Genomic DNA, 12,028 nt, shown 5'->3' with positions numbered 1-12,028 from the left:
TGCCAAGCGCTGCGCCCACCTCGGTCAGAGGATCGGTACGTCCGATACTTTTTCGCCGCGTTCGTAAACCACATTGGCACGCCCGACTATCAGCGGGTCAAGACTGTCGATCTGTTTCAGGTCCTTGCCGGTATACGGCAGCTTGTGCAGGACATAGCGCATGGCATTCAGGCGTGCGCGTTTCTTGCAGGTGGACTTGATCACCGTCCAGGGCGCATCGGCGGTATCCGTGTAGAAGAACATCGCCTCTTTGGCCTTGGTGTAGTCGTCCCACTTGTCCAGCGAGGCCAGGTCGATCGGGCTGAGCTTCCACTGCTTGAGTGGATGTTTTTCGCGCTCCTTGAAGCGCCGGCGCTGCTCTTCCTGACTGACCGAGAACCAGAACTTGATCAGGTGCACATTGTTGTGCGCCAGCATGCGCTCGAACTCCGGAGCCTGACGCATGAATTCGAGATACTCGGCCTCCGAGCAAAAGCCCATGACCCGTTCTACCCCGGCACGGTTGTACCAGGAGCGGTCGAACATGACGATCTCCCCGGCAGTCGGCAAGTGCTGTACATAACGCTGGAAATACCACTGGCCGCGCTCGACTTCGGTAGGCTTTTCCAGCGCCACGATGCGTGAACCACGCGGATTCAGATGCTCCATGAAGCGCTTGATCGAGCCCCCCTTGCCCGCCGCATCCCGGCCCTCGAACAGAATCACCACCTTCTGCCCGGTTTCCTTGACCCAGGCCTGCAACTTGAGCAGTTCGACTTGCAGGTGATACTTCTCCTGCTCGTAGCGTTTGCGCGACATGCGGTTCTTGTAGGGATAGCCGCCATGCCGCCAGTCCGGTGCCAGCTCGTCATCCGGGTCGGAGCTGCCGCCATTGAAATCCCGGCCCGCCTTGTCGGCCAACGCCTTGTTCAGGGCTTCGGCATCATCTTGCGACAGGCCCTGCACAAAGGTTTCCAGGGTATCGCGCAGGCTGGTTACATCCTGCGGGTCAATGTGCGCAAGGATGTCCTCGACCGCCACGGCAGTCCTTTCGCGGACCGCCTTTATCGAGTCATCGAGCATTTTTGCTTCGAGCTCGGCACCGCCAAGTACGCCGTCAGGGTTTGCCGCAGCTTTTGCCGCCGGTGCCCGGCGCACCCTGCGGGGTGCTGCCATGGCCGGGGCTACTGCCGGGGAGCTGTTGCTGGTTTCGGTCTCTGCTTGCTTGTCGTTCATGGGCATCTCTCGACTGGCTAATTTCGTGTGGGGCTAACCACCTTTCCCGATTGTCCCTTCATCCGGCGGGGCGAACATAGACACAAGTCATGCCAAGGGCAGATTACCCTCAGCCGCTTGCCTGCAACTGCCGGCGCAAGCGCTCCTGCACCGGCGCCGTCTGTGGCCGCACAGCACGCCAGAGGAAAAACGCCTCGGCCGCCTGCTCGACCAGCATGCCCAGCCCATCCAGCGTCTGGCGCGCGCCCAGCTGGCTGGCCCAGTGGTTGAACGGGGTTGGCTCACGGCCATACATCATGTCGTAACAACAGGTATGCCCCGGCTGCACCAGGCTTGCCGCCAGGGGTGGCAGCGCTCCGGCGAGACTGGCTGACGTGCCATTGATGATCAGATCGACCGGCTCGTCCAGCCAGTCATAGGCACTGGCCGCAACCGGACCAAGATCAGCAAACTCATGGGCCAGTTGCTCGGCCTTTTCCACCGTGCGATTGGCAATCACCAGCGCTGCCGGATGCTCTGCCAGCAAGGGCTCAAGCACCCCGCGCACGGCACCGCCAGCACCGAGTAACAGGATGCGCTGGCCGCGCAAGGGGATTCCTGCATTGCCTGAGAGGTCGCGGACCAGACCGGCACCATCCGTGTTGTCGCCCAGCAAGGCACCAGTTTCCAGCTTCTTCAGGGTATTTACCGCACCGGCCCGGCGGGCGCGGGGGCTGAGCTGGTCTGCCAGGCGGAAGGCTTGTTGCTTGAACGGCACGGTGACGTTTGCCCCGCAGCCGCCACTGGCAAAAAAAGCACGGGCAAAGCCGCTGAAGTTGTCCAGCGGCGCCAGCAGGGTTTCATAACTGAGCACCTGTCCGGTCTGCTCGGCAAACAGTTGATGTATCAGCGGTGATTTGCTGTGGGCAATCGGGTTGCCAAACACGCCATAACGATCCATGGACTGACCTTTGCTGGGTTGAAGTGGCTCGCCCGACGCCAGGGGTGGGCGAGGGCAGATGGCTAGTTCAGACCCAGCCAGTCGCGGTCGGTGAGAAAGTACTCGGTCAGGCGCGCTTCCGCGGTTGCGGGTTCGGGCTTCCAGTCATAGCCCCAGCGCACCACGGGCGGTAATGACATGAGAATTGATTCGGTACGACCACCGGACTGCAGGCCGAACAGTGTGCCGCGGTCGTAGACCAGATTGAACTCGACATAGCGGCCGCGACGGAAAGCCTGAAACTCGCGCTCGCGCTCCCCGTAAGGGGTCAGCTTGCGGCGCTGCACGATCGGCAGGTAGGCATCGATATAGGCATCGCCAATCGCACGCATGAAGGCGAAGCAGGTGTCGAAATCCCACTCGTTGAGGTCATCAAAGAACAATCCGCCAATCCCGCGCGGTTCACCGCGGTGCTTGAGGTGGAAGTAACGGTCACACCACTCCTTGTAACGCCCGTACACCCCGGGACCAAAGGGTTCGCAAGCCGCACGCGCCACCTGATGCCAATGTACGCAATCCTCCTCGACGGCGTAGTAGGGCGTTAGGTCAAAGCCGCCACCGAACCACCAGACCGGCTCCTCCCCCGGTTTTTCCGCACAGAAGAACCGCACATTGGCGTGCGACGTCGGTACATGCGGATTTTCCGGATGAATCACCAGAGACACGCCCAGCGCCTGAAAGGTACGCCCGGCCAGTTCCGGGCGATGGGCACTGGCCGAGGGCGGCAGGGAGTCACCAAACACATGGGAGAAATTCACCCCGCCTTTTTCGATCAGCGCACCAGCGCCAATAACCCGGGTGCGGCCACCGCCACCCGCAGGACGCTGCCAGCTCTCCTCGGCGAAGCTGGCGCGGCCGTCTTCATTTTCCAGTGCGGTACAGATACGTACTTGCAGATCCAGCAGATAAGCCTTTACGGCCTCGATACGCTCGGTCACGGATTCACCCTTGAGCAGGCAGATTGGTACAGGATTGGCATCCGACAGAGCGACGCCAGACGGACAGGGCACTACCTTAACACCCGGCACCGGCCGGCTGCAGCCCGCCATTCAGGCAGGCCGCAGCACCTCTGCCGTCGCCAGATCACGAATCGTACTGGGGTTCTTGCGGCCACCCAGCGGCCCGTTCAGCAGGCCATCGAGCTGAGCGGAAAAATACTGCTGCACACGCAAGCGACTGCGTGCAGCCGGTCTGCCTGCCGGGTTGGCTGAAGTCGATACCAGCGGCCCGCAGGCTGCGCACAACTCACACACCAGGGGGTGATCGCTGACGCGCAAGGCCACACTGTCGTGTTCACCGCTGATCCAGCCAGGCAATCTCTGCCGATGCGGGACCAGCCAGGTATGCGGGCCCGGCCAGGTACTGGCCAGACGATCCAGCCAGCGCTCGGGCAGATCATCCAGCAGAAAGTCGAATTGCTCGATGGCCGCGGCCACCAGTATCAGACCCTTGGCCGGATCGCGCTGTTTAAGCGCCAGCAGGCGCTCCACCGCGAGCGCATTCCACGGATCACAACCCAGACCCCACACCGCCTCGGTCGGGTAGGCGATTACTCCGCCAGCACGCACCAGGCGCGCCGCCCTGCTTATTTGCCATTGACTCGCCATTTCCACCTCCGGCTTGCGATGCCCGGCAGTGTAAAGCTTCAGGCGCGGCGAAACACCCACAGTCCGGACTCGCAACAGGCTTGTCCGCCCAGTTCCAGCTCGGTCAAGGCCGCCAGCGTTTGGCTCAACGGCCAGCCCAGACTGCCCGCAAGCTGTTCCGCCGTCAGTGGCGCGGCGCGCAGCAGCTTGAGCAATGGCGACAATGGTTGCGTGCGCGGTTCGGACTGCGGTTCTGCTGCACCGAGTTGCCAGCCGCGCAACGCCTGCAGTATGTGCTCGACGCTCTCCACCAGCGTCGCCCCGTCACGGATCAGCTGATGGCAACCGCGCGCGCCGGGGTGATGAATCGAACCGGGAATGGCGTACACCTCGCGGCCCTGTTCCGCAGCCAGCCGCGCGGTGATCAAAGAACCACTGGCCGGACTCGCCTCTACCACCAGTACGCCAAGGGACAAGCCACTGATGATGCGATTGCGCCGTGGAAAATTGCTCGCATGGGCTGCGCTGCCCAGTGGCAACTCGGATACCAGGGCGCCGCCACCCTCGACAATGCGCTGCGCCAGAGCGGCGTGCCGGGCAGGATAGATCTGCTGCAGGCCGGTCCCCAGCACAGCAATGGTTTTGCCTGATACATCCAGCGCGCCCTGATGCGCTGCACCGTCGATCCCCAGCGCCAGCCCACTGGTGATGGTGAAACCACCGGCCGCCAGCGCACGGGCAAAACTCTGTGCCGTATCCAGCCCCGGGCGACTGGCACGCCGGCTACCGACCATGGCCAGCTGTGGCTGCTCGAGAATCCCTGGCGCACCGGCGACAAATAACAACGGCGGGGCATCGTTCAGCTCGGCTAGCAGGCCGGGATACGCCAGGTTATCCCACATCATCAGCTGCTGGCCGGGCTGCTCAAGCCAGCGCAGGGCCGCGGCGGCCTGCAGCCGTATCGACTCGCTGCGGCGCTGCTCGGCACAACCGGCAGGCAGCCCCAGTGCGCGCCAGGCCGCAGCAGGTGCCGCGATCGCGGAGGCGGCATCACCAAAAGCTTCAATCAGGCGATGAAAGCGCCGCGGACCAATATCGGGCAGGCTGTGCAGGCGCAGACGCGCCTCAAGTTCGGCGGGAGAAATTGCAGACATGGGATCATCCTTGATCTCTTGGCAGGGCATGCAGCAAAACCCCCGCATTGGCGGGGGTTCAGGTATTACGGATTATGCACCTTGTCGCCGACCTTGAGTTGTCGATGCGCCCGCATCACCAGCGCGTAGCTGACCTTGTCGAACGCATGAAAAACCATCAGCACACCGGCCTCTTCATCGGGCATCTTCAGCTGCTTGCCGGTTTCCACATCACGGATAGTTTCACCTGTCTTGAAAATCGCCAGCACGCTGCCGGGAACCAGACCGTCGCGGGCACCCTTGTTCAGCGTGACCACGTCCATGGCACCGACGATGTTGACACCACGCGGGACATCAATGATTTCGCCATCGATCTGCTGGCTCGGCGCGCTGGGCTGGAAGCTGGAGTTGATCACGCCTTCCAGCGAAGGGAACAGGCGGTCACCACGGCGGATTTCTTCGGAAGTATCGGTAACGTACAGGGTGGCTATTTCACCTTCGACGGCCTTCAGGTCACCGCCACCGATACTGTTGGCGTTGATGCCGAGGAACTCGTTGGTCACCGGGTCCTTGTAAACCTTGCCCTGACGCAGGATCCGGTAGCCTGGCTGCGGTGCGGAAAAGTCTCCGCGGGCATAGATGGTATTGCCGGCGCCATAGACCACGCCCTGACCTTCACCCGCGACCACATAAGGCGCCTGCTTGAAGTCCTCTTCGCTGTCGACCACGCGGTTTCTGATCAGGAAGGCGCGAATGGCTTCCAGCGGAATAGGTGGAATGGCATCAACCATGGGAGTACTGCGGACGCCCGGCGACAACTTGATGGTGCCGCGGGATGCACCACGATCCAGGCTCAGCCGCGGCTGACCATCGATATACACCAGACTTAATCTGTCGCCCGGATAAATCAGGTTGGGATTCTCGATCTGCGGGTTGGCATGCCAGATTTCCGGCCATTTCCATGGCTGGGTCAGGAACTTCCCGGAGATATCCCACAAGGTATCGCCCTTGACCACGGTATAGGTATCTGGATGGCCGCTCTTGAGCTGCACTTCAGCCTGAGCCAATCCGCAGGCGGTGAGCAGCAGCAGGGCGAGTAGTGATTTCCTCATGGGGTGAATCCCTTTATTATGTGTCTTAGCGAGGATTGACCGCTTGGTGCCCCTTCGGGGTCGCGGAAACAAACCGTTTTTTCAATGCTGCTCATCATCTTAGCAGCGGTTTTTGACTTTATTCCACAAGTGCATCACAAACGCATATGGCAATCTTGAACATTCTGGAATTTCCTGACCCCCGACTGCGGACCAAAGCCAAGCCGGTCGAGGTAGTGGATGATGCCTTGCGGCAACTGATCGACGACATGTTCGAGACCATGTATGCCGCACCGGGTATCGGACTTGCGGCCAGTCAGGTGAATGTACACAAACGCCTGGTGGTGATGGATCTCAGCGAAGACAACAGCGAGCCGCTGGTTTTCATCAACCCGGAATTTACCGTACTGACTGACGAGCTGGAGCAGTATCAGGAAGGCTGCCTGTCGGTTCCCGGCTTCTACGAGAACGTCGAACGCCCGCAAAAGGTCAGGATCAATGCGCTGGATCGCAACGGCGAGGCCTTCGAGCTGATCGCCGAAGGTCTGCTCGCGGTATGCATCCAGCATGAATGCGACCACCTCAACGGCAAGCTGTTTGTCGACTATCTTTCCACCCTCAAGCGTGACCGGATCAAGAAGAAACTGGAAAAGCAGCATCGGCAGCAGGCGTGAGCAAAACCGCCGTTGAACGTCGGCGCCGGGCTTTCAAGCGTTCACCGGTCCTGATCACCTAGCTCTGCCCGGCGCGCCCGGAACCTACTCCCCAAGAGAATCCATGACCAAGCCATTGCGTCTCGTTTTTGCCGGCACGCCAGAGTTTGCCGCCCGCCACTTGCAGGCTTTGCTGGATGCCGGCCATCCGGTGATTGCCGTCTACACCCAGCCGGACCGGCCGGCAGGACGTGGCCACAAACTGATGCCCAGCCCGGTCAAGCTGCTGGCGCAACAGCACGGACTCCCGGTCTTGCAGCCGGCCACCTTGCGCGACCCGGCAGCCCAGGCCGAACTGGCCGCACTGCAACCCGATTTGCTGCTGGTGGTGGCCTACGGACTGATCCTGCCGCAGGCCGTGCTGGATATTCCACCTCTGGGCTGCATCAACAGTCATGCTTCGCTGCTGCCGCGCTGGCGTGGTGCAGCACCGATCCAGCGCGCCATCGAGGCCGGCGATGAGCAAAGCGGTGTCACCCTGATGCAGATGGAAGCAGGCCTGGATACCGGCCCCATGCTGCGCAAGGTCACCACCCCGATCCGTGCGGAAGATAACGCCGCCAGCCTGCATGACCGTCTGGCCTTGCTGGGCGCCCGGGCCATGGCCGAGGCTATCGGTCCGCTGGCGCAGGGCACACTCGCCGGCCAGCAACAGGACGATACGCTCGCCACCTACGCCCACAAGCTGAACAAGGAAGAAGCGCGCATCAACTGGCAGCGCCCGGCCGTCGAGCTGGAGCGGCAGATCCGTGCCTTCTACCCCTGGCCGGTGAGTCACGCGCTGCTCGCTGGCGAGACGCTGAAAGTGCTCAATGCCTGTCCGGGCGAGGGCACCGGCGCGCCCGGAACCATTCTGCAGGCCAGCAAACAGGGCCTCACCGTTGCCTGCGGCAGTGGCGCCCTGTGCCTGACCCGGCTGCAGCTTCCCGGCGGCAAACCGCTGGCCTTCGCTGATCTGCTCAATAGCCGTCAGGAGCAATTTGCCGTGGGCCGGAGCTTCGATCTGTGAATCCCCGGCTTGCCGCTGCCCGCGCCCTTGGCGCCGTCCTCGCCCGCAAGGCTTCGCTGGGCAGCAGCCTGCCAGCGCAACTGGACAAGGTCGCCGCACGGGATCGTGCGCTGACGCAGGACCTGGCCTTTGGTACGGCGCGCTGGCAGCCCAGACTGAGCCTGCTGCTCGACAGATTGCTGGAAAAGCCGCTGAAAGCCGGAGACCGGGATGTCGAGGCGTTGCTGCTGGTTGGCCTGTATCAGCTGTTCTATACGCGCATCCCGCCGCACGCCGCCATCAGCGAAACCGTAGCCTGCGCGGCCAGCTTGAAAAAGCCCTGGGCCAGAGGCTTGCTGAATGCCGTGTTGCGTGCCGCACAGCGCGATGGCAGTGCGCTGCTGAGCCAGATGGAAAACGACCCGGTAGTGCGCACTGCCCACCCGCGCTGGCTGCAAAAGGCCCTGAAAGCCGCCTGGCCGGAACACTGGGAAAGCATCTGTCAGGCGAATAACGCCCACCCGCCGCTGATCCTGCGCAGCAACCAGCGCGTCATCAGCCGCGCTGCCTATCTGCAACAACTGGACGATGCCGGTATCCCGGCACAGGCCTGCAGCTTTTCCGCGGAAGGCATTCGCCTGCTGGAAGCCTGCGACGTACCCAGCCTGCCGGGCTTTGCCGAAGGCCGGGTCAGTGTGCAGGACGAAGCCGCGCAACTGGCCGCCAGCCTGCTGCAGCTGGCCCCCGGCCAGCGCGTGCTCGACGCCTGTTGCGCGCCCGGCGGCAAGACCTGCCATCTGCTGGAGCTGCAGCCGCAGCTGGCCGGCGTGGTGGCGCTGGATCTGGAGGAGAAGCGCCTGCAGCGTGTGCGCGAAAACCTGCAGCGGCTGCAGCTGTCAGCACAGCTGCTCGCTGGTGATGCGCGTGCGACCAAGGTCTGGTGGGACGGGCAACCTTTTCAGCGCATTCTGCTCGATGCGCCCTGCTCGGCGACCGGTGTGATCCGTCGCCACCCGGACATAAAAATCACCCGGCAAGCAACGGATATCAGCGCACTGGCACAGCTGCAGGGCGAGCTGCTGGATGCGCTCTGGCCTACGCTGGAAGTGGGAGGCATCCTGCTGTACGCCACCTGCTCCGTGCTGCCGGAGGAAAACAGTGACAATATTGCCCGTTTCCTGGCGCGTACCGCGGATGCCCGGGAGCTGGGTATTGCAGGCTCCTTCGGTATCGCCCAAGCGCATGGACGGCAGTTGCTGCCACAGATAAACGGTCACGACGGGTTCTACTACGCTGCGCTGCAAAAAAGCGCAGCATGCCCGGAAATCTTACAGGGTGGGTCAACGCCCACCGATTCGCCGGCGGCCTGAAACCGCCCTACAGGAGTACTACCGTGAAGATCATCATTCTCGGTGCTGGCCAGGTTGGCGGCACGCTGGCAGAACACCTCGCCGGCGAAGCCAACGACATTACCGTGGTGGATACCGATGGTGATCGCCTGCGCGATCTCGGCGACCGCCTGGATATCCGCACGGTGGTCGGTCGCGGCTCGTTTCCCACCATCCTGCGCCAGGCCGGTGCGGATGATGCCGACATGCTGGTAGCCGTCACCAGCAGCGACGAGACCAACATGCTCGCCTGTCAGGTGGCCTACACCCTGTTCAACACCCCGACCAAGATCGCCCGCGTGCGCGAATCCGCCTATCTGACCCGCGCCGGACTGTTCGACAACGACGCCATTCCGGTTGATGTGCTGATCAGCCCGGAACAGGTAGTAACCAACTACATCAAGCGCCTGATCGAATATCCCGGCGCGTTGCAGGTTATCGATTTTGCCGACGGCAAAGCCCAGCTGGTCGGTGTCCGCGCCTACTACGGCGGTCCGCTGGTCGGCCACGGCTTGCGCGCCCTGCGCGAGCACATGCCGAAAGTGGATACCCGGGTCGCGGCGATCTTCCGCCGCAATCGCGCCATCATGCCCAAGGGCGACACGGTCATCGAGGCCGATGACGAGGTGTTCTTCATTGCCGCCAAGGCGCATATCCGCGCCGTCATGGGCGAGTTGCGCCGGCTCGATGAAAACTACAAACGCATCGTGATTGCCGGCGGTGGCAACATTGGCGAACGCCTGGCCGAAGCCATCGAAAACCGCTATCAGGTGAAGATCATCGAAAAGAGTCCGGCGCGCTGCCGGGCACTGTCGGAGTCGCTGAACAATACCGTGGTGCTGCAAGGCAGCTCGTCGGATCGCGATCTGCTGGTCGAAGAGAACATCAGCGACGCCGATATTTTCCTCGCCCTGACCAACGACGATGAAGCCAACATCATGTCGTCACTGCTGGCCAAGCGTCTGGGTGCGAAGAAGGTGATGACCCTGATCAACAATCCGGCCTACGTTGACCTGGTGCAGGGTGGCGAAATCGACATCGCCATCAGTCCGCAGTTGGCCACGATCGGCACCCTGCTGACCCACGTACGCCGCGGCGACATCGCCAGCGTGCACTCCCTGCGTCGCGGTGCTGCCGAGGCCATCGAAGTGGTCGCCCATGGCGATGCCAAATCGAGCAAGGTAGTCGGGCGCATGATTGAACAGATCAGCTTGCCGCCGGGCACCACCATCGGCGCCATCATCCGCGAAGATGAAGTGCTGATTGCCCACGATGACACGCTGATCCTGTCCGGTGACCATGTGATCATGTTCCTGGTGGACAAGAAATACATTCGCGAGATCGAGCGGTTGTTCCAGGTCGGCCTGGCCTTCTTCTGACCCGCACCTGAAGCCTGCTGCCGCGCCGGATCAATACCAGCGCGGTTCTCCTTCAGGACGCTTCTTGAAGCGCTTCATGCTCCACAGGTACTGGCTCGGATAGGCGCGCACGTATTTTTCCACCATGCCACTCATGGCCGCCGTCGAAACCTCGACATCCTCGCTGTACATCGCCTCCGGTGCCGCCTCGATGACCACCTTGAAGCCGGAGCCATCCTCCAGGCGAAAGCCGTTGATGAAGAAGGCGGTCGCCTTGCCACCGGCGAGCATGCCCGGCACGAACTTGCTGGTAAGCGCCTGAATCCCGCAGAACGGTACAAACAAGCCACTGGAAAGAGCCGGCTCCGGATCGGCCGGAATGCCCACCACGCCACCGCGGCGGACCTCCTTGATCACGCTGAGGATACCTTCCTTGGTCGACGGTGCCACGCGGTTGCCGAGCTGGACGCGCTGTTGCTGCAACAGCTCATCGAGCGCCTTGAGCTTGGGCGGCCGGTAGAAAATGATCGGATTGCACAGCGAGCAGAAGTAATGGTTGAGCACTTCCCAGTTGCCGATGTGCGTGGCAATACCGATCACGCCCTTGCCGCTGGCCAGGGCCTGCTGCATGACCTCCAGACCCTCGACCTGGCGAATCAGCTTGAGGGTTTTATCCGCTGGCCAGATCCAGGCGCAGGCGCTTTCCGCCAGCAACTTGCCGATGTCACGGTGGGTCTGCTTCTCCAGCTGTTGCAGCGCTTGCGGGCCGAGCTCAGGAAAACACTTGCTCAGGTTGATATGCACCACGTCGCGTGAGCGGCTGGGGATTTTCCACATCAGCCAGCCGAGCCCGGCACCTACTGCCTGCACCGCACGCCAGGGCAACAAGGCAAACAGGCGGAGAAATCCGACTGCCACCGCGCCTTTGAGCTTTTCCATCAATGCACTCCCGGTTTATTTGCCTGCCCATTCTACGCAATCGCAGGACGGCGCTTCACGGCTAAATGCAGGCCTGACGGTTCAGGCCGATACCAGCGCTGCATAGCGGTCGCAATCGGTGGTGTGGTCCATGACCATGCCGGCGGCCTGCATATAGGCATAACAGATGGTCGGGCCGACAAAGGTAAAGCCGGCTTTTTTCAATGCCTTGCTCATGGCCACTGCCTGTTCGGTCTGCGTCGGGATCTCGCTACGCTGGCGAAAATGATTGACCTGCGGCTGCCCGCCGACAAACGACCAGAGCAGTGCCACCGGATCCTCCAGCTGCAGCCAGGCCCGCGCATTCTGGCGTGCCGCACGCAATTTCAGGCGATTGCGGATGATCCCCGGATCCTGCAAGCGCTCGTCGATCTCGGCATCGCTCATCTGTGCCAGACGCTGTACATCGAAGCCGAACAGCACCTCGCGGTAGCGCGCACGCTTCTTCAGCACGGTGATCCACGACAAACCGGCCTGAAAGCCTTCCAGCAGCAGCAATTCGAACAGCCGCTGCGGGTCGCGTAGCGGCACCCCCCACTCCTGATCGTGGTAAGCGATGTACAACGGATCATCGGTACACCAGAAGCAGCGTGGCATAA

The 12,028-nt window shown here is 62.1% G+C and carries 12 protein-coding genes; 4 read left to right on the top strand and 8 right to left on the bottom strand.

All coding sequences use genetic code 11. The annotated features are described in order from the left end of the window. Positions 1-24: 24 nt before the first annotated feature. From ppk2 to BLT89_RS16620, 6 genes are all read right to left on the bottom strand, one after another. Positions 25-900, bottom strand: coding sequence for a polyphosphate kinase 2 (gene ppk2 / locus BLT89_RS16645; RefSeq protein ID WP_408003078.1), 876 nt, complete (start codon positions 898-900; stop codon positions 25-27). Between the two features lie 424 nt (positions 901-1,324). Continuing rightward, entirely contained in the window at positions 1,325-2,155 is an 831-nt protein-coding gene (gene aroE / locus BLT89_RS16640) for a shikimate dehydrogenase (RefSeq protein ID WP_090198038.1), read from the bottom strand. 62 nt (positions 2,156-2,217) lie between these two features. After that, on the bottom strand, positions 2,218-3,132 hold the full coding sequence (hemF, locus tag BLT89_RS16635) for an oxygen-dependent coproporphyrinogen oxidase (RefSeq protein ID WP_090199172.1): 915 nt from the start codon (positions 3,130-3,132) through the stop codon (positions 2,218-2,220). A 111-nt stretch (positions 3,133-3,243) separates the two neighbouring features. Beyond that, positions 3,244-3,801, bottom strand: a complete 558-nt coding sequence (locus BLT89_RS16630) for an L-threonylcarbamoyladenylate synthase (protein WP_090199170.1) — start codon at positions 3,799-3,801, stop codon at positions 3,244-3,246. 38 nt (positions 3,802-3,839) lie between these two features. Then, on the bottom strand, positions 3,840-4,934 hold the full coding sequence (gene dprA / locus BLT89_RS16625; RefSeq protein WP_090198035.1) for a DNA-processing protein DprA: 1,095 nt from the start codon (positions 4,932-4,934) through the stop codon (positions 3,840-3,842). A gap of 65 nt (positions 4,935-4,999) precedes the next feature. Next, positions 5,000-6,025, bottom strand: a complete 1,026-nt coding sequence (locus BLT89_RS16620; RefSeq protein ID WP_090198032.1) for a LysM peptidoglycan-binding domain-containing protein — start codon at positions 6,023-6,025, stop codon at positions 5,000-5,002. 146 nt (positions 6,026-6,171) lie between these two features. On the opposite strand from BLT89_RS16620, the gene def reads away from it, so the two are divergent. The 4 genes from def to trkA all read left to right on the top strand — a co-directional run bounded on the left by def (position 6,172) and on the right by trkA (position 10,472). Next, on the top strand, positions 6,172-6,678 hold the full coding sequence (def, locus tag BLT89_RS16615) for a peptide deformylase (protein ID WP_090198030.1): 507 nt from the start codon (positions 6,172-6,174) through the stop codon (positions 6,676-6,678). A 103-nt stretch (positions 6,679-6,781) separates the two neighbouring features. Then, positions 6,782-7,726 carry a methionyl-tRNA formyltransferase gene (fmt, locus tag BLT89_RS16610; protein WP_090198027.1) on the top strand — a complete coding sequence of 315 codons (945 nt, stop codon included), beginning with the start codon at positions 6,782-6,784 and terminating at the stop codon, positions 7,724-7,726. Continuing rightward, entirely contained in the window at positions 7,723-9,075 is a 1,353-nt protein-coding gene (gene rsmB, locus BLT89_RS16605) for a 16S rRNA (cytosine(967)-C(5))-methyltransferase RsmB (protein WP_090198024.1), read from the top strand. Before fmt ends, rsmB begins: the two co-directional genes overlap by 4 nt. Before the next feature lie 23 nt (positions 9,076-9,098). Next, positions 9,099-10,472 carry a Trk system potassium transporter TrkA gene (gene trkA, locus BLT89_RS16600; RefSeq protein ID WP_090198021.1) on the top strand — a complete coding sequence of 458 codons (1,374 nt, stop codon included), beginning with the start codon at positions 9,099-9,101 and terminating at the stop codon, positions 10,470-10,472. Positions 10,473-10,502: 30 nt separating this feature from the next. On the opposite strand, the gene BLT89_RS16595 is transcribed toward trkA, so the two are convergent. Together BLT89_RS16595 and BLT89_RS16590 are read right to left on the bottom strand one after the other, a co-directional pair. Next, a complete protein-coding gene (locus BLT89_RS16595; protein ID WP_090198020.1) occupies positions 10,503-11,390 on the bottom strand; it encodes a lysophospholipid acyltransferase in 888 nt (295 codons plus the stop codon). Between the two features lie 81 nt (positions 11,391-11,471). After that, positions 11,472-12,026 carry a DNA-3-methyladenine glycosylase I gene (locus BLT89_RS16590; protein ID WP_090198018.1) on the bottom strand — a complete coding sequence of 185 codons (555 nt, stop codon included), beginning with the start codon at positions 12,024-12,026 and terminating at the stop codon, positions 11,472-11,474. Positions 12,027-12,028 lie beyond the last annotated feature (2 nt).

Source organism: Pseudomonas pohangensis, assembly GCF_900105995.1.
In the GTDB taxonomy this organism is placed as follows: domain Bacteria; phylum Pseudomonadota; class Gammaproteobacteria; order Pseudomonadales; family Pseudomonadaceae; genus Aquipseudomonas; species Aquipseudomonas pohangensis.
This window is presented reverse-complemented; position numbering and strand designations above follow the sequence as displayed.